Genomic DNA, 16,349 nt, shown 5'->3' with positions numbered 1-16,349 from the left:
ATCGTCAAACACCTCCCAGGTCAGCGGCCGGATTCGTTCCGTCGACGCCGCGCACACTGGTCCCGCACACCCCCCACCCGGAAGGTCGTCCGTGTCCCGTCCGCTCACCCTCATGGCCGTCCACGCCCACCCCGACGACGAGGCGACGTCGACCGGCGGCGTGCTCGCCCGGTACGCCGCCGAGGGCGTGACCACGGTGCTCGTCACCTGCACCGACGGCGCGCTGGGCGACGCCGGCTCGGTCAAGCCGGGCGAGGAGGGCCACTCGGCCGAGGAGGTCGTGGCCCAGCGCGCGGCGGAGCTGGCGGAGAGCTGCCGGATCCTGGGCGTCACGCACGCCCACCAGCTGGGCTACCACGACTCCGGGATGATGGGCTGGCCGCAGAACGACGCCCCCGGCGCCTTCTGGACGACGCCGCTGGACGAGCCGGTCGCCCGGCTGGCCGAGCTGATCGCGCAGCACCGGCCCGACGTCGTGGTCACCTACGACGAGAACGGCTTCTACGGCCACCCCGACCACATCCAGGCCCACCGGATCACCGTGGCCGCCCTGGAGGCGTCGGGCTCGGATGCCCGGCTCTACTACAGCACCATCCGGCGCAGCGACTTCGCGCGGTTCGGCGAGATGATGCGTGCCGCGGGCGAGGAGTTCCCCGAGGCCGAGGAGGGCCAGGAGATGCCGGCGATGGGGGCCGAGGACGCCGACGTCGCCGCCGACGTCGACTGCACCGCCTTCGCCCAGGCCAAGCGGGACGCGCTGGCCGCGCACGCCAGCCAGGTCGAGAACATCTTCTTCCTCAGGCTGCCGATGGAGGTCTTCACCGCGGCCATGGGCCGGGAGGCCTTCGTGCAGGCCCGGCCGGTCCGCACCGGCACCGACGTCGTGGACGACCTCTTCGCCGGCCTGCGCTGACCTCCGGCGGTCTCCGTTCCGCACCTGCGGGGGATGCGGTGTTGTGACGCCGCCGGTGCGTGTCTAGGGTGCGCGATGTGACCGCCACCTACCGGATCGCCGAGGCCGCCCAGCTGCTCGGGGTCAGCGACGACACCGTCCGCCGCTGGATCGACGGCGACCGGCTGGTGGCCCACCGCGGTGCCGGCCCCGCGCAGGTCGACGGCACCGACCTGGCCCGGGTGGCCGCCGAGCTGCACGAGGCGCCGGCTCCGGGCACGACCCGGGGTTCCAGCGCCCGCAACCGGCTGACCGGGATCGTCACCCGGGTCGTCCGGGACACCGTGATGGCCCAGGTCGAGATCCAGTGCGGGCCCTACCGGATGGTCTCGCTGATGAGCCGCGAGGCCGCCGACGAGCTGGGGCTGGAGATCGGCGTCCGCGCCGTCGCCACGGTCAAGGCCACCCAGGTCAGCGTCGACGTCCCCTGATGAGAGGCACCCCCGTGCGACTGCGCGTCCCCCTGGCCCTGGCCGCTGCCGGCCTGCTCACCCTGACCGCGTGCGGCAGCGACGAGCCGACCGAGGCCGCGGCCGCGGGCACGAGCGCGGACGGCGGTGGCCTCACCGGCACCCTCACCGTCTTCGCTGCGGCGTCGCTGACCGACGTCTTCACCGACCTGGGCGACCAGCTGATGGCCGACAACCCGGACCTGACGGTGACGTTCAACTTCGCCGGCAGCTCCGCGCTGGCCACCCAGATCACCCAGGGCGCGCCGGCCGACGTCTTCGCCAGCGCGAACCAGACCCAGATGACCGTGGTGACCGACGCCGGGCTCAACTCGGACGAGCCCACCGTGTTCACCGAGAACGTGCTGGAGATCGCCGTCCCCGCGGACAACCCGGGCGACGTCACCGGGCTGGCCGACTTCGCCGACGCGGACCTGACCCTGGCGATCTGCGCCCCCGACGTGCCGTGCGGCGCGGCCGCGGAGCAGGTGTTCGAGGCCGCGGGCATCACCGCGCAGCCGGACACCCTGGAGGAGGACGTGCGCGCCGCGCTGACCAAGGTCGAGCTGGGCGAGGTCGACGCCGCGCTGGTCTACGCCTCCGACGTGCAGTCGGCCGGGTCCGGCGTGCAGGGCATCGAGTTCCCCGAGGCCGAGGACGCGGTCAACGAGTACCCGATCACCACGCTGACCGCCGCGACCAACCCGGACGCCGCGCAGGCGTTCCTGGACCTGGTCGAGTCCGACGCCGGCCAGCAGGCGCTCACCGACGCGGGGTTCCGGAGCCCGTCGTCCTGACCCGCACCGCTCCCCGCCGACGGCGCCGGGGCACCGGGGTCCCCGCCCCGCTGCTGGTCCCGGCGCTGCTCGGCGTCGCGTTCCTGGTGCTGCCGCTGCTCGGGCTGCTGATCAGGGCACCCTGGTCGGACCTCTGGCCGCAGCTGACCGAGCCCCAGGTCGGCCAGGCGCTGCGGCTGTCGCTGGTCTCGGCGACGCTGGCCACGCTGGTGTCGCTGGTGCTCGGTGTGCCGATCGCGTGGGTGCTGGCCCGGTCGACGATCCCCGGGCGGTCGGTGCTGCGGGCGCTGGTGACGGTCCCGCTGGTGCTGCCCCCGGTGGTCGGCGGCGTCGCGCTGTTCCTGGTGCTGGGCCGGCAGGGGATCATCGGCCGGGTCCTCCACGAGCAGTTCGACGTGACCATCCCGTTCACCACGACCGCCGTCGTCATCGCCGAGACGTTCGTGGCCATGCCGTTCCTGGTGATCAGCGTGGAGGGCGCGCTGCGGGCCGCCGACGCCCGGTTCGAGGACGCCGCCGCCACGCTCGGCGCCGACCGCTGGACGACGTTCCGCCGGGTCACCCTGCCGCTGGTCGCCCCCGGCGTCGCGGCCGGTGCGGTGCTCTGCTGGGCCCGCGCGCTGGGCGAGTTCGGCGCCACGATCACCTTCGCCGGCAACTTCCCCGGGACGACGCAGACCATGCCGCTGGCGGTCTACCTGGCGCTGCAGTCCAACCCGGAGGGCGCGATCGTGCTGTCCCTGGTGCTGCTGTTCGTGTCGCTGGCGACCCTGCTGCTGCTGCGCGACCGCTGGCTGGGCCGCTCCGGGAGCCCGGTCACGTGAGCCTGCACGCGCACGTCGTCGTCCGCCGGGGTGTCCTGCTGGTCGACGTCGACCTGGCGGTGGCCGACGGCGAGGTGCTGGCCGTGCTGGGGCCCAACGGGGCCGGCAAGTCCACCGTGCTGCGGGTGCTGGCCGGGTTGCTCCCGCCCGACGGCGGCCGGGTGACGGTCGGCGCCGACGTCTGGGACGACGACACCCACCACCTCCCGGCCCACGAGCGGCCGCTGGGGATGGTCTTCCAGGACCACCTGCTCTTCCCGCACCTCAGCGTGCGCGACAACGTGGCCTTCGGGCTGCGCACCCGGGGTGTGCGGCGGGCGCCGGCCCGGGCGACCGCGGAGGGCTGGCTGGGCCGCGTCGGGCTGGCCGGGTTCGGCGACCGGCGGCCCACCCAGCTCTCCGGCGGGCAGGCGCAGCGGGCGGCGCTGGCCCGGGCGCTGGTGGGGGAGCCGCGGCTGCTGCTGCTGGACGAGCCGCTGTCCGCGCTGGACGCCCGCACCCGGCTGACCGTGCGGGCCGAGCTGCGCCGGCACCTGGCCGACTTCGCCGGGTGCACCGTGCTGGTCAGCCACGACCCGGTCGACGCGATGGCGCTGGCCGACCGGGTGGTGGTGGTGGAGGACGGCGTCGTCGTCCAGGAGGGCACGCCGGTCGAGGTGGCCCGGCGCCCGCGCACGGACTACGTGGCCCGGCTGGTCGGGCTGAGCCTGCTGCCCGGGACGGCGTCGGGCACGACGGTCGCCCTGGACGGCGGGGGCGAGGTCGCGGTGGCCGAGCCGGCGCAGGGCCCGGTGCTGGTCGCCGTCCGGCCGGAGACGGTCTCGCTGTACCTGTCCCGGCCCGACGGCAGCCCGCGCAACGTGTGGCCGGCGACCCTGGCCGGGGCCACCCCGCACGGGTCGACGGTGCGCTGCGACCTGGCCGGCGCGGTGCCGCTGACCGCCGACGTCACCGCGACCGCGTTCGCCGAGATGGGGCTGGTGCCCGGCGCGCAGGTGTGGGCCTCGGTGAAGGCCTCGGAGGTCGCGGTCTACCCGCGCTGAGCGCTCAGCGCTGGCAGCTGGGGCACCACCAGGTGTGCCGGACCTCGGGGTCGTTCGGGATCTCCGCGGAGAACTCGAGCTTCGTGCCGCACCGCCGGCAGGGCTCGCCGGTCCGGCCGTAGACGTAGTAGCGCTGGCCCGGGCGGGTGTTGCCGGTGGTGACCCGGCCCGGCCCGCCGGGCTGGACGGCGAAGCGCATCGCCCGGGCGGCCAGCTTGACGAGCGGCTCGACCTGCACCTCGCCGACCGGGGTGAGCGGGAGGTGCCCGCGCAGGAAGGCCAGCTCGTTGACCCAGACGTTGCCCAGGCCGGTGAGCACCCGCTGGTCCAGCAGGGCGGCGACCAGCGGGCGGTCGGGCTGCGCCTCGAGGTTGGCCGTGGCCGCGGCGACCAGGTCGGCGACGTCGCGGTGGTCGTCGAGCAGGTCCGGGCCCAGGTGGCCCACGACGGTGTCCTCGGCGGCGGTGGGCAGCAGCTCGACCACCGGCATCCGCAGCGCGATCGCGGTGGCGCCGGTGGTCTCCAGCACGAGCCGGGCGTCGCCCATCATCCGGCGCGGCAGCATCTTCCCCGCGCCGACGACGCTCCACTCGCCGTCCATGCGCAGGTGGGTGTGCAGCGTCAGCGCCTCGCCGGCGAGGTCGAGGCGGGTGAGCAGGTGCTTGCCGCGCGGGACGGTGCCGAGCACCCGGGCGCCGCTCAGGTCGGCGGTGGCGTGCCGGGCGACCCGGAAGTCGCTGCGCAGCACCTCGGTCCCGGTGAGGACGCCGAGGCGCCGGGCGAGCCGGTAGATCGTGTCACCTTCGGGCATGGGTGGCCCACGGTAGTCCGGTGTGCACCCGGGCAGGACGGCGTCCCACCCGGGTGCGGCCGGGTCAGGCGGTGAGCTTGGCGCTGATCTCGGCGAGTCGGCGACCCTGGTAGCGGGCGGCGGCGAGCGCCTCGTCGGAGGCGGCGTCGGCGTTGCCGGCCGAGGGGGCCGAGGTGCCGTAGGGGTTGCCGCCGGCGGCGAACAGCAGCGGGTCGGTGTAGCCCGGCGGCACGATGACCGCGCCGAAGTGCGAGAACACGTTGAACAGGGTCAGGATCGTGGACTCGTTGCCGCCGTGGGTGTTCTGCGCGCTGGTGAACGCCGTCGCCCCGCGGTTCGCGAGCTTGCCGGTCGCCCACAGGCCACCGAGGGTGTCGATGAACTGCTTGAGCTGCGCAGACGGCGTGCCGAAGCGGGTGGGGGTGCCCAGGGCGTAGCCGTCGGCCCACTCCAGGTCCTCGGGCTGGGCCAGCGGGACGTCGGCGACGGCGTCGGCGTGCGCGCGCCAGGCCGGGTTGCTGTTGATCGCGGCGTCGGGGGCGGTCTCGGCCACGCGGCGCAGGCGTACCTCGGCCCCGGCGTCCTCGGCGCCCTGGGCGAGCGCCTGGGCGAGCTGGTGGGTGTTGCCGGTGGAGGAGTAGTAGACGACAGCGATCTTGGTCATGCGGGGAGTCCTCCTGGGGAGACGGTTGCGTCCTCAACCATCTACCCCGGCAGCCCGGACCTACCCGTGCTTGACGGATCGAGGTTGTGATTGTTCACTCACTCACATGACGACGACCGGCGCGGGGTTCCGCTCCACCGCTGAGGAGCAGCGTGAGCGGATCACCGTCGCGGCCCTCGGCGTCTTCGCCGACAAGGGGCTGCACGCCACCCCGGTGGCCGACGTCGCGACCGCGGCCGGCGTCTCGCCGGCCTACGTGTTCCGGCTGTTCGCCGGCAAGGTCGGGTTGTTCGTCGCGGCGGTCGACCGGTGCTACGAGCAGGTCGCCCAGGTGCTGTCGACGGCGGTGCGGGCCGGCGCGGCCGAGGACCCGGCGGCCCGGCTCGACGCGATGACCGCGGCCTACGTCGAGCTGATCCGCGACCGCAGCCTGATCATGATCCAGGTGCACGCGCAGAGTGCCTGCGACGTCCCCGAGGTGCGCGACGCCGTCCACCGCGGCCTGGCCCGCGTCGTGGAGACCGTCACCCGGGACTCCGGCGCCGACCCGGTCGCCGTCCAGCGGTTCCTGGCCTACGGGCAGCTCTGCCATCTCGTCGTCCAGGCCGACCTCGACCCGGCGGACGGCGGCTGGGCGCAGACCATCACCGCCGGCATCGCGCACGCCCCCTGAGCCGGTCCCCGCCGGTCGGGCACCCGTACTGCCCTGCTTTGTGACTGACCGATCAGTAACCACCGAGGAGCCCGACATGACCAGCACCCCCGCCCTGCCGTCCACCACCACCCGGGTCGTCCTGCCCGGGCTCGTCGAGCCCGAGGGGCTGCAGGTCGTGCAGGCCCCGGTCGCCCCGCCCGGGCCCGGCCAGCTGCTGGTGGCCGTGGAGGCCACCGGCGTCAGCTACGCGGAGCAGGCGATGCGCCGGGGCCGCTACTTCGGCCAGCCGGCCTTCCCGTTCACCCCGGGCTACGACCTGGTCGGTCGGGTCCTGGCCACCGGCGAGGGCGTCGCCGCGGAGCTGGTGGGCTCCCGGGTGGCCAGCATGACCAAGACCGGCGCCTGGACCGGGCACGCCGTCGTCCGGGCGCGGGACAGCGTCGTCGTCCCCGACCACCTGGACCCCGGGCTGGTCGAGGCGCTCACCGTCAACGGCGTCACCGCCTGGCAGATGCTGCACCGCGCCGCCCGGGTCACCCGCGGCCAGACGGTCCTGGTCTTCGGCGCCAACGGCGGCGTCGGCACCGTGCTCGCGCAGCTGGCGCAGCACGCCGGCATCCGGGTGATCGGTGCCGCCTCGCCCCGCCACCACGAGGCGCTGCGGGCGGCCGGGGTCGAGCCGGTCGACTACGCGGACCCCGACCTGGCGGCCCGGGTGCGTGCCCTGGCCCCCGACGGCGTGGCCGCGGTCTTCGACAACGTGGGCGGCGAGACCACCCGCACCGCCTTCGGCCTGCTGGCCCGCGGCGGCACCCTGGTCTCCTACGCGATCATCGACGCCGTCTCGGGCACCGGCAGCCTCGGGCTGCCGTTCGCCAAGGCGATCGGCCGCAACCTGTGGTGGTCGGCGCTGCCCAACGGCCGGCGGGCCACCTTCTACGACCTGTGGTCCGGGCACGCCGTCCGCCGGGCCCGCTTCCGCCGCCACCTGGAGACCGACCTCGCGGCGGTCCTCGAGCTCCTGGACCAGGGTGTCCTGACCCCGGTCGTCGCGGCCCGGTTCACGCTGGCCGAGGCCGCCGCTGCGTTGACCCTCGCCGAGTCCCGCACGAGCAGCGGCAAGATCCTGCTCGTGCCGTGAGGGGGGACGGCGGGACCCCACCTCGCGCAACCGACGCGGTGCCCTCTGCTGGACCATCCGATGGCGCGCGAGGCGACGGGGGTCCCGCCGCCGGTCTGCGCGCTGCCGGGTCCGGGGCAGCTCGTGCCCAGGGAACCACGGCGCGACCCCCTGCCACAACGACCCCCTGGGCACCGGCGCGCGTCGTCCGGCACGATGTCCGGGTGGTCACCCCGGGAGGTCCGGCACCGCAGGCCGCCCTCCGGGCCGTCCTCGGCCCGGCCGAGCCGACCCCGTGCCGTGCGCTGTTCGCCGGGACGGACTGGGCCACGACGGCCATCGGCGCACCGGAGACCTGGTCGCCGACCCTGCGGTCCGCGATCAGCACGGCGATGAACACCCGGTTCGGCATGCTGGTGATGGCCGGGCCCGAGCTGGTGATGGTCTACAACGACGCCTACGCACCGCTCATGGGTGCGCTCCACCCGGCGATGGGCCGGCCGCTGCCGGAGGTGTGGGCCGACGAGTGGCCGACGCTGGCCCCGATGGTCGAGCAGGTCGTCACCGAGCAGGTGGCCAACCACTTCGAGGACTTCCTGCTGATGAGCAGCCGCAACGGGTTCCTCGAGGAGACCTACTTCACCTTCTCCTACAGCCCGCTGATCGACGCCGACGGCGAGGTCGTCGGTCTGCTCGACACCGTCCTGGAGACCACCGAGCGCGTCCTGGCCACCCGGCGGCTGCAGCTGGCCCAGCAGCTGGGCCAGACCGGCGCCGCCCGGCACGACGACCTGGGCGCCGCCGTCGCGGCCGTGGTGGAGGTGCTCGCCGAGCACCGGACCGACCTGCCGCTGGCCGGCGTACACCTGCTGACCGACGTCGACGACCCGGGGAGCCCGCTGCTGCTGCACGGCGGGCACGGTGTCCCGGCGGTCGCGCCGGGGACGGCGGAGGAGGCGTGGTTGCGCACCGCCCTGACCGGCCGGCAGACCGCCGAGGACCTCGACGGCAGGTGGGGCGCTGTGCCGGCCGAGATCGGCGACGGACCGGTCCGGACCGCCGTCGCCCTCCCGCTCACGCCACCGGGGCGCAGCGCCGCGGTCGGCGTGCTGGTGCTGGGCCTGAGCCCGCACCTGGTGCAGGACCAGGCGTACCGCACCTTCCAGGAGCTGGTCGCCAACCAGGTCGCCGGCGTCCTGGGCGACACGCTCGCCCACCTCGCCGAGCGGGCGGCGGCCGAGACCAGCCGGACGATGTCGGAGGCCCTGCAGCGCAGCCTGCTCACCGACCCGGTCGAGCCCGAGCACCTGCACATCGCCGTCCGGTACCGCCCGGCCACGACGGAGGCCGAGATCGGCGGCGACTGGTACGACGCCTTCCGCGGCCAGGACGGGGCCACCTGGTTGGTGGTGGGCGACGTCGCCGGGCACGACCAGAGCGCGGCCGCGGTGATGGCCCAGGTGCGCAACCTGCTGCGCGGGATCGCCTTCACCCAGCACTCACCGGCCCGGGTGCTGGAGGCCCTGGACGCCGCGATGGCCGGGTTGGGGGTCGACCGCCTGACCTCGGCGGTCGTGGTGCGGGTCGAGCCGGAGCCGACCGACGGGGTGCACCGGCTGCGGTGGTCCAACGCCGGCCACCCGCCGCCCCTGCTCGTGCCCGCCACGGGCGGTGCGGTCCCCGTCGGGGCACGCGTGGAGCGGATCCTGGGCGCCGTCCCCGGCAGCCCGCGCACCGACCACGACCTGGACCTCCGCCCCGGGGACGGGTTGCTGCTCTACACCGACGGCCTGGTCGAGCGGCGGACCGGCAACCTGGACGACGCCCAGGCCTGGCTGGTCGGGCACGTCGTCGGCCTGCGGGGTCTGCCGCTGGCGCAGCTGTGCGACGAGCTGATCGCCGTGGTGACCGACCACGCCGAGGACGACATAGCCCTGCTCGCCCTGCGCTCGGACCCGCACGGCGGCTGACGCTCAGCTCCGGTGGTCCTGCCAGACGTCGACCGACAGCCGGGTGATCAGCGCGACGGCGACCACCAGGAACACGACCCGGATGAACCGGTTGCCCTTGGCGATCGCCATCCGGGCCCCCAGGTAGGCGCCGGCCACGTTGGCCGCACCCATGAGCAGGCCGAGGCCGACCAGCACCGCGCCCGAGGGCAGGAAGTACAGCAGGGCGCCCAGGTTGGTCGCGGCGTTGACCACCTTGGCCGTGGCGCTGGCGTGCAGGAAGTCGTAGCCGACCACGGCGATCAGCCCGATGACCAGGAACGTGCCGGTGCCGGGGCCGAGCACCCCGTCGTAGAACCCGATGACCGCGGCCAGCACCATCGCCAGCAGGTAGTGCGCGGCCGCCTCCCGGCGCGGCCGGGCCAGCTCGCCCAGGGAGGGCCGGGTGGCGATCAGCCCGGCCACGGCCACCAGGGCCAGCACGATGACCGGCTTGATCGCGGCGGTCGGCAGGTTCGCCGCGACCGAGGCGCCCAGCGTGCTCAGCAGCAGGGCGACCACGGCCATCGGGGCGGCCGTCCGCAGGTCGGTCCGGGTGCGCCGCAGGTAGGTCAGCGCGCTGGTCGTGGTGCCGGCGATCGAGGCCAGCTTGTTGGTGGCCAAGGCCTGCAGCGGGGTCAGCCCGCCGACCAGCAGCAGGACCGGCAGCTGCACCAGCCCGCCGCCGCCCACGACGGCGTCCACCCATCCGGCGGCGAAGGCCGCCAGCAGCAGGACCAGCAGCGCCGTCGCCGAACCGTCGGGCGGCAGGACGTCGAGCAGGGACACGGGGCAGGCTCCACGGCAGCGGTCGGACGACGACGTAGTGGAGCAGGTCCGGGCCGCTCCTACGCTGCCGGGGGTGACCCCGCCGCTGTTCGACGCGCACCTGCACGTGGTGGACCCGGCGTTCCCGCTGGTGCCCAACCAGGGCTACCTGCCGCCGGCGTTCACCGTGGCCGACTACCGGGCCGCGGTCGCCGACCTGCACGTGGTGGGCGGGGCGGTCGTCTCCGGGTCCTTCCAGGCCTTCGACCAGAGCTACCTGGTCCGGGCGCTAATGCTGCTCGGACCGTCGTTCGTCGGGGTCACCCAGCTGCCGGCCTCGGTGACCGACGAGGAGCTGCTCCGGCTGGACGCCGCCGGGGTGCGGGCGGTCCGGTTCAACCTGGCCCGCGGCGGGTCGGCGCCGGTCGCCGAGCTGGACCGGCTGGCCCGCCGGGTGCACGAGGTCGCCGGCTGGCACGCCGAGCTCTACGTCGACGCCCGCGAGCTGCCCGGGCTGGCCGGGGTGCTGCGCGCCCTGCCGGCGGTGGTGGTCGACCACCTGGGGCTGCACGCCGACGGCACACCCGCGCTGCTGGACCTGGTGGCCGCCGGGGTGAAGGTCAAGGCCACCGGGTTCGGCCGGGTCGACCTGGACCCGGCCGCGGTGGCCGCGGCCGTCGTGGCGGTCGACCCGGGCGCGCTGCTGGCCGGCACCGACCTGCCCTCCACCCGCGCGCGCCGGCCGTTCGAGCCCGTCGACCTCCGGCTGCTGGCCGACGCTGTGCCGGCCGAGCACCACGACGCCGTGCTGCGCGGCAACGCGGCGGCGCTCTACCTGGCCCGGCCGCGCCCGGCCTGAGGACCTGGCTCAGCCGGCAGCGGTGCCCAGCCGGACGACGAGCAGCGCGATGTCGTCGGACCGCTCGACCACCAGGTCGTCGAAGGCCCGGCAGGCGTCCTCGGGGTGCGTCGTGCGGGGCAGCGCCGCCCACAGCCGGCCCAACCGGTCCATGCCCTCGTCGATGTCCCGCTCGGCCGAGCCGGCCGCGCTGGGCTGCTCCACCAGGCCGTCGGTGTAGAGCAGCAGCTGGCTGCCGGCCGGCACCTCGCTGGAGGTCGCGGTCCGCGCCGGTCGCTCCTGGGACATCCCGGTGCCCAGCAGCATGCCGTGCTCGTCGCAGAACACCGAGACCTCGCCGTCGGGGGTGCGCAGCAGCGCCGGCGGATGGCCGGCGTTCGCGCACTCGACGGTCCAGGAGCCGTGCGGGTCCCCGGTGGCCGGCGGGGTCGCCCGCAGCAGCAGGGCGGTGGCCATCACCGGGAGGCCGAGGACCTCGAGGAGGCGGTCGACCCGGCCGAGCACCTCGGCCGGGTCGGGGGCGTCGACCGCCCACGCCTCGGACCGGAGCAGCCCGCGCAGCTGGCCCATCGCGGCGGCCGCGGTGATGTCGTGCCCGGTGACGTCGCCGATGACGACGCCGACCGACCGACCGGGCAGCGGCAGCAGGTCGTAGAAGTCGCCGCCGACCGAGGCCGTCGTGGAGGCGGCGGTGTAGTGCGCCGCGGCGAGGACGCCGGGGATGGTCGGCAGCTCCGGCAGCAGCGCGTGCTGGAGCGTCTCGGCGACCGAGGCCTCCCGGGCGTAGCGGCGCGCGTTGTCCAGCGCCTGCCCGGCCCGGCGTCCCAGGTCCTGGGCGACCTCGACGTCGTCCTCGTCGAACCCCTCGGGGGTCTGGCGCACGAGCACGAAGACGCCCCAGGTGCCGCTGCGGGAGGTGAGGGGGAAGGCCGCCACCGAGCCGGTGCCCAGGTCGTCCAGGACCGGGGTGCCGTGCAGCCCGCGCGTCCAGGGCTGCATGGCCTCGGCGGTCAGCCCGGAGACGACCACCGGCCGGCCGGTGGCCATGGCCCGGGCGGTGGGGGAGGTGTCGGGGAAGCGCCGGCCCAGGAACTGCGCGGACATCTGCTCCGTCGGCTCCCGGGCGGCCTCGCCGGCCCGGTGCTCGCAGGTGATCGAGGTGACCACCCCGGTCTCGTCGACCTCGGAGATCGCCACCCAGTCGGCCAGCAGCGGTACGCAGAGCCGGGCCAGCCGCTGCTGCAGCTCGGTCATGTCCAGGCTCGCGCCCAGGGCGGTGGTGGCCTCGGCCATCAGCGTCATCCGCGCCCGGGCGGCCTCGGCCACGGCCTGCGCCCGCTCGGCGGCCTGGCGGGCGCTCTGCTCGGCGGCGAGCGCCGCCGCCCGCTCGGCGTCGGCGACCACCCGGGCGGTGACGTCGGTCTGCACGCCGACGAAGCCGACCAGCTCCCCGGCGCGGTCGATCACCGAGTTGACCACCACGTAGTTCCAGAAGGCCGTGCCGTCGGCCCGGTGGTTGAGCAGCGTGACCGCCGAGGACCCGCGCGCCGCCAGGTCGCCGACCAACCGGGTGACCGCGGCCTGGTCGGTGTCCGGGCCCTGCAGGAACTTGCAGTTGCGCCCGACCGACTCCTCGACCGTGTAGCCGGTCACCCGCTCGAACGCCGGGTTGACCCAGACCAGCGGGTTGCCCGGCAGACGGGGGTCGGAGATGGTGAAGCAGATGTCGGTGGCCACCACCGCCCGCTCCCGCAGCTCCTGCAGCTCCACCTCGGAGATCGCCGTGCCCGCCGGCGGCCAGGCGTCGCCCGGAGCGCTCGAACGGGGGTGCACGGGGTCAGGCTAGATCGTCGGCGACCGATCGTGACCCGGGTCCCCGACGGGGTCACCCCGGCGGGCCAGGGGACGCAGACAGCCGCGGCCGGCGCGGGTAGCTTCGGCACCGTCGCCCGGGCACCGTGCCCAGACGCCCGGGAGGACGCATGACCGACACCGTCCTGGGCGGACTCCCCGCCCAGCTCCCGGTGGTCGCCGTCCCGGCCCCGGACCCCGCCTTCGAGCGGTTCGCCCGGCTGGTCCGCCAGCTGCTGGGCGTCCCCGTGGCGCTGGTGTCGTTCGTGGACGTCGACGAGCAGGTGCTCCCGGGCGCGCTGGGGCTGCCCGAGCCGTGGGCCTCGACCCGGCGCACCCCGCTGACGCACAGCTTCTGCCAGCACGTGGTCCGCTCCGGGGCGCCGCTGCTGGTCGAGGACGCCCGGATCACCCCGCTGGTCTGGGAGAACTCGGCGATCGCCGACCTCGGCGTCATCGCCTACGCCGGCATGCCGCTGCTCGACGCCCTGGGCCAGGTCGTCGGCTCACTGTGCGCGATCGACCACCGGCCGCGGCGGTGGACCCCGCAGGAGCTCACCGCGCTGGAGGACCTGGCAGTGGCGTGCAGCTCCGAGCTGCAGCTGCGGACGCTGCGGGTGCAGTCCTCCGACGCCGCGACGCGCGCCGCGGCGAGCCTGGCCGACCGGCGCGTCGTCGCCGAGACGCTGCAGGCGGCGATGCTGACCCACCTCCCCGAGGTCGACGGCCTGGAGTTCAGGGCCCGGTACGCGGCCTCCCACGCCGGCGACCAGGTCGGCGGGGACTGGTACGACGCGTTCGGCACCGCGCAGGGCGGCACCGTCGCGGCGATCGGCGACGTGACCGGCCACGACATGCAGGCTGCGGCCACGATGGGTCAGCTGCGCACCCTGCTGCGCGCGTTCGCCTACGACCGGGGCGAGCGACCCTCGCAGACCCTCCGCCGGCTCGACCGCGCCGTCGCCGGGCTGGACGTCGCCGGCCTGGCCACCGTCGTGCTGGCCCGCATCGAGCAGGCGGGCGCCGAGGGTGCCCGCACGCTGCACTGGTCCAACGCCGGCCACCCCGCACCGGTCCTGCTGCACCCGGACGGGTCGACCACCCTGCTCGAGCGTCGTCCGGACCTCCTGGTCGGGGTGGACGGCGAGCGGGCCCGCCGCGACTGGACCACCGAGCTGCAGCCCGGGGACACCCTGCTGCTCTACACCGACGGGCTGATCGAGCACCGCCACCTGGGCGCCGACGTCGACCGGGGGATCGCAGCCCTGCGGCGGACCCTGACCGAGCACCACCGGTTGCCGCTGGACGCCCTGCTCGACGTGGTGCTCGCGGAGAACCAGCACGGGCACGACGACGACATCGCGCTGCTGGCGGTGCGCGTCGCGCCGGAGGGGTACGTCCCCCCGCCGCGGAGCAGCTGACCGCTCCAGGAGTGGAAGTGCCGATAACGGGCATGCAGGTCGTGGCAGGTGCGCCCGGCACCGCCCGCGGACCCCGTCCGCCGACCATATGACCGAGAGGGTGGGCGTGGCCGATCGTGCACGGATGTCCGCGCAGGAGCACGTGCTGGCGGCGGCGTCCTGGTCGCGGGACAGCCCCGTCCCCGAGCCGGCGACCGCGGACCGGCTGATCCTGGTCCTGGAGTCCCTGCGCGCGCTGAGCGCCGTCCGCCGGCAGGTGCGGGCCTTCCTGACCGCCTCGCTGCCGCCCTCCGCCGGCGACGCGGGCGAGGACGCCGTGGAGAAGGCCGTGCTGGTCATCGACGAGCTGACCTCGAACGCGGTGCGGCACGGCACCCCGCCGTCCCGGCTGCAGGTGTGCGACGACGTCGACTGCTGGGTCGTCGTGGTCAGCGACAGCGCACCGGACCGGCTGCCCACCCCGGCCGTCGAGCGCCCGGCCGGTGCCGGTGGCTACGGCCTGCACGTGGTCGCCGACCTGGCCGACGCGCACGGCGTGCACCACGACACCGCGCAGAAGCACGTCTGGGCCTGCCTGGAGAAGCCGGTGGCCCCGGCCCGCTGAGCCGGTCGCCGCACACGCTGTTTGCCGGCCGACGGGCACGGTCAGGAACTCCTGGACGACGAGCCGCGCAGTCGCGGCCGGACCCCCGGGAGGGCACGGATGGTGGAGCAGGCGCAGCACGACCGGGCCGTGGAGGAGCCGGGCACCTCGTCGGCCGCGCCGGTCCGCCTGGGCGCCGGCGGGACCGCCCGGCTGGTCGCCGGCGTCCTGGCCCCGATGCTGGCCCAGGGCATCATCGTCCGGCGCCCGGCCGTGGTGCGGCTGCTGGACCGGTGGCAGGGCGACGACCGGGCGGTGCGCGCGCTGCAGCGCGCCCGGGCCCGGTACGGCCGGGGCCCGCTGGTGCTCCGCATCCCGGGCCGCAGCGTCGCGCTGCTCACCGGGGCGCAGGACGCCGCCCGGGTCCTGGCCGGCAGCCCGGAGCCCTTCGCGCCGGCGACCACGGAGAAGCGGGCCGCGCTGCAGCACTTCCAGCCCGGCGGGGTGCTGATCAGCGACGGGGCGCCGCGGGCGGCCCGGCGGCGCTGGAACGAGGACGTCCTGCAGCTCGACGTGCCGCTGCACGAGCAGGCGGCCGCGATCGGGGCGGTGGCCGCCGAGGAGCTGGCCCCGCTGCGCCGGGCGGGCTCCTGGGACTGGCCGACCTTCACCGAGGCCTGGGCCCGGATCACCCGCCGGGTGACGTTGGGGGACGGCGCCCGGGACGACGTCGGGCTGACCGACGAGCTCGCCCGGCTGCGCGGGCGGGCCAACTGGGCCTACCTGCGCCGCACCGACCACGACGGCCGGCGGCGGCTGCTCGCCGCCGTCCAGGACCACCTGGACCGGGCCGAGCCCGGCAGCCTGGCCGCCACCGTCACGGCGGCCGCCGGCGGGGAGCACGGGGCGGACCTCGACCTGCCCTCGCAGGTGGCGCACTGGTTGTTCGCCTGGGACGCCGCCGGGATCGCGACGCACCGGGCGGCGGCCCTGCTCGCCGGCCACCCGGAGCACGCCGCGGCGGTGCGCGCCGAGGTGGCCGCGGCCGTGCCCGGGCGACCGGACCTGCCGCTGCTGCGCGCGACGGTGCTGGAGTCGGTCCGGCTGTGGCCGACCACGCTGGCGGTGCTCCGCGAGACCACCCGGCCCACGGACTGGGGCGGGCGGACCGCCCCGGCCGGCACCACGTTCGTCCTGGTCTCCTCGCTGCTGCACCGCGACGACGAGCAGCTCCCCGAGGCGGACCGGTTCGTCCCCCGGATGTGGCTGGACGAGACGGCGCCGGCGGGGACCAGCGCCTCGCTGCGGTCGATGGTGCCCTTCAGCGCGGGCCCGGCTCGCTGCCCGGGGCGGGACCTGGTGCTGCACACGTCCTCGGTGGTCCTGGCCGCCCTCCTCGGCCCCGACGAGCCGGTGCAGACCGCGGGCCGCAGCGCCCCGGACACCGGGCCGCTGCCCCGGACCCTCGACCACACGGCGCTCCGGTTCGCGCTGCGACCCCCGTCCTGAGGCCTCGCGGGGTTCCGGCAGAATCCGTCTCGGCGGTCTCCAGGTCTCGGGGACG

The 16,349-nt window shown here is 75.6% G+C and carries 16 protein-coding genes and 1 pseudogene; 13 read left to right on the top strand and 4 right to left on the bottom strand.

Annotation, left to right across the window (positions count from 1 at the left end; all coding sequences use genetic code 11):
* Positions 1 to 91 precede the first annotated feature (91 nt).
* The 6 genes and pseudogenes from UXQ13_RS13740 to UXQ13_RS23755 all read left to right on the top strand — a co-directional run bounded on the left by UXQ13_RS13740 (position 92) and on the right by UXQ13_RS23755 (position 4,065).
* On the top strand, positions 92 to 913 hold the full coding sequence (locus UXQ13_RS13740) for a PIG-L family deacetylase (protein ID WP_225233581.1): 822 nt from the start codon (positions 92 to 94) through the stop codon (positions 911 to 913).
* Positions 914 to 990: 77 nt separating this feature from the next.
* A complete protein-coding gene (locus UXQ13_RS13735) occupies positions 991 to 1,383 on the top strand; it encodes a TOBE domain-containing protein (RefSeq protein WP_225233580.1) in 393 nt (130 codons plus the stop codon).
* On the top strand, positions 1,383 to 2,198 hold the full coding sequence (gene modA, locus UXQ13_RS13730; protein ID WP_225233579.1) for a molybdate ABC transporter substrate-binding protein: 816 nt from the start codon (positions 1,383 to 1,385) through the stop codon (positions 2,196 to 2,198). Before UXQ13_RS13735 ends, modA begins: the two co-directional genes overlap by 1 nt.
* Positions 2,199 to 2,284: 86 nt before the next feature.
* Positions 2,285 to 3,022 carry an ABC transporter permease gene (locus UXQ13_RS13725; RefSeq protein WP_225233578.1) on the top strand — a complete coding sequence of 246 codons (738 nt, stop codon included), beginning with the start codon at positions 2,285 to 2,287 and terminating at the stop codon, positions 3,020 to 3,022.
* Positions 3,023 to 3,051: 29 nt separating this feature from the next.
* Positions 3,052 to 3,489, top strand: a pseudogene (locus tag UXQ13_RS23760) (ATP-binding cassette domain-containing protein); the annotation flags it as partial.
* Between the two features lie 120 nt (positions 3,490 to 3,609).
* Positions 3,610 to 4,065, top strand: a complete 456-nt coding sequence (locus UXQ13_RS23755) for a TOBE domain-containing protein (RefSeq protein ID WP_455428622.1) — start codon at positions 3,610 to 3,612, stop codon at positions 4,063 to 4,065.
* Positions 4,066 to 4,069: 4 nt separating this feature from the next.
* Here the strand turns inward: UXQ13_RS23755 and UXQ13_RS13715 are convergent, their stop codons facing one another.
* Together UXQ13_RS13715 and wrbA are read right to left on the bottom strand one after the other, a co-directional pair.
* Positions 4,070 to 4,876, bottom strand: coding sequence for a DNA-formamidopyrimidine glycosylase family protein (locus UXQ13_RS13715; RefSeq protein ID WP_225233576.1), 807 nt, complete (start codon positions 4,874 to 4,876; stop codon positions 4,070 to 4,072).
* Positions 4,877 to 4,940: 64 nt separating this feature from the next.
* Positions 4,941 to 5,540, bottom strand: a complete 600-nt coding sequence (gene wrbA, locus UXQ13_RS13710; RefSeq protein WP_225233575.1) for an NAD(P)H:quinone oxidoreductase — start codon at positions 5,538 to 5,540, stop codon at positions 4,941 to 4,943.
* Between the two features lie 106 nt (positions 5,541 to 5,646).
* On the opposite strand from wrbA, the gene UXQ13_RS13705 reads away from it, so the two are divergent.
* The 3 genes from UXQ13_RS13705 to UXQ13_RS13695 all read left to right on the top strand — a co-directional run bounded on the left by UXQ13_RS13705 (position 5,647) and on the right by UXQ13_RS13695 (position 9,285).
* Positions 5,647 to 6,213, top strand: coding sequence for a TetR/AcrR family transcriptional regulator (locus UXQ13_RS13705; protein ID WP_225233574.1), 567 nt, complete (start codon positions 5,647 to 5,649; stop codon positions 6,211 to 6,213).
* 76 nt (positions 6,214 to 6,289) lie between these two features.
* Complete coding sequence (locus UXQ13_RS13700) at positions 6,290 to 7,336, top strand: zinc-binding dehydrogenase (RefSeq protein ID WP_225233573.1); 1,047 nt, start codon at positions 6,290 to 6,292, stop codon at positions 7,334 to 7,336.
* A 203-nt stretch (positions 7,337 to 7,539) separates the two neighbouring features.
* Positions 7,540 to 9,285 carry a SpoIIE family protein phosphatase gene (locus UXQ13_RS13695; RefSeq protein WP_225233572.1) on the top strand — a complete coding sequence of 582 codons (1,746 nt, stop codon included), beginning with the start codon at positions 7,540 to 7,542 and terminating at the stop codon, positions 9,283 to 9,285.
* A gap of 3 nt (positions 9,286 to 9,288) precedes the next feature.
* Here UXQ13_RS13695 and UXQ13_RS13690 read toward each other — a convergent pair whose 3' ends face one another.
* Positions 9,289 to 10,092 (bottom strand): sulfite exporter TauE/SafE family protein, encoded by an 804-nt coding sequence (locus tag UXQ13_RS13690; protein ID WP_225233571.1) that lies wholly within the window; start codon positions 10,090 to 10,092, stop codon positions 9,289 to 9,291.
* 73 nt (positions 10,093 to 10,165) lie between these two features.
* Between UXQ13_RS13690 and UXQ13_RS13685 the strand changes: the two genes are divergently transcribed.
* Positions 10,166 to 10,930, top strand: coding sequence for an amidohydrolase family protein (locus UXQ13_RS13685; RefSeq protein WP_336392448.1), 765 nt, complete (start codon positions 10,166 to 10,168; stop codon positions 10,928 to 10,930).
* Positions 10,931 to 10,939: 9 nt separating this feature from the next.
* On the opposite strand, the gene UXQ13_RS13680 is transcribed toward UXQ13_RS13685, so the two are convergent.
* Positions 10,940 to 12,763, bottom strand: a complete 1,824-nt coding sequence (locus UXQ13_RS13680) for a SpoIIE family protein phosphatase (protein ID WP_336392447.1) — start codon at positions 12,761 to 12,763, stop codon at positions 10,940 to 10,942.
* 149 nt (positions 12,764 to 12,912) lie between these two features.
* Here UXQ13_RS13680 and UXQ13_RS13675 point away from each other — a divergent pair, with 149 nt between their 5' ends.
* The 3 genes from UXQ13_RS13675 (at position 12,913) to UXQ13_RS13665 (ending at position 16,294) form a co-directional block, all read left to right on the top strand.
* The gene (locus UXQ13_RS13675; RefSeq protein WP_225233568.1) at positions 12,913 to 14,202 is read left to right on the top strand and encodes a PP2C family protein-serine/threonine phosphatase; all 1,290 of its coding nucleotides are present in this window, start codon (positions 12,913 to 12,915) and stop codon (positions 14,200 to 14,202) included.
* 124 nt (positions 14,203 to 14,326) lie between these two features.
* The gene (locus UXQ13_RS13670) at positions 14,327 to 14,806 is read left to right on the top strand and encodes an ATP-binding protein (protein WP_225233567.1); all 480 of its coding nucleotides are present in this window, start codon (positions 14,327 to 14,329) and stop codon (positions 14,804 to 14,806) included.
* 99 nt (positions 14,807 to 14,905) lie between these two features.
* The gene (locus UXQ13_RS13665) at positions 14,906 to 16,294 is read left to right on the top strand and encodes a cytochrome P450 (protein ID WP_225233566.1); all 1,389 of its coding nucleotides are present in this window, start codon (positions 14,906 to 14,908) and stop codon (positions 16,292 to 16,294) included.
* Positions 16,295 to 16,349: the final 55 nt, after the last annotated feature.

The organism is Klenkia terrae (assembly GCF_037083865.1).
Classification (GTDB): domain Bacteria; phylum Actinomycetota; class Actinomycetes; order Mycobacteriales; family Geodermatophilaceae; genus Klenkia; species Klenkia terrae.
Note: the sequence above shows the minus strand (reverse complement) of the source record. Positions and strands in the feature narration are given on the sequence as shown.

Coding starts and splice junctions, on each gene's coding strand:
- modA (WP_225233579.1), top strand. CDS start 1,383: ATGAGAGGCACCCCCGTGCGACTGCGCGTCCCCCTGGCCCTGGCCGCT.
- UXQ13_RS23755 (WP_455428622.1), top strand. CDS start 3,610: ATGGCGCTGGCCGACCGGGTGGTGGTGGTGGAGGACGGCGTCGTCGTC.
- UXQ13_RS13715 (WP_225233576.1), bottom strand. CDS start 4,876: ATGCCCGAAGGTGACACGATCTACCGGCTCGCCCGGCGCCTCGGCGTC.
- wrbA (WP_225233575.1), bottom strand. CDS start 5,540: ATGACCAAGATCGCTGTCGTCTACTACTCCTCCACCGGCAACACCCAC.
- UXQ13_RS13705 (WP_225233574.1), top strand. CDS start 5,647: ATGACGACGACCGGCGCGGGGTTCCGCTCCACCGCTGAGGAGCAGCGT.
- UXQ13_RS13700 (WP_225233573.1), top strand. CDS start 6,290: ATGACCAGCACCCCCGCCCTGCCGTCCACCACCACCCGGGTCGTCCTG.
- UXQ13_RS13675 (WP_225233568.1), top strand. CDS start 12,913: ATGACCGACACCGTCCTGGGCGGACTCCCCGCCCAGCTCCCGGTGGTC.
- UXQ13_RS13670 (WP_225233567.1), top strand. CDS start 14,327: ATGTCCGCGCAGGAGCACGTGCTGGCGGCGGCGTCCTGGTCGCGGGAC.
- UXQ13_RS13665 (WP_225233566.1), top strand. CDS start 14,906: ATGGTGGAGCAGGCGCAGCACGACCGGGCCGTGGAGGAGCCGGGCACC.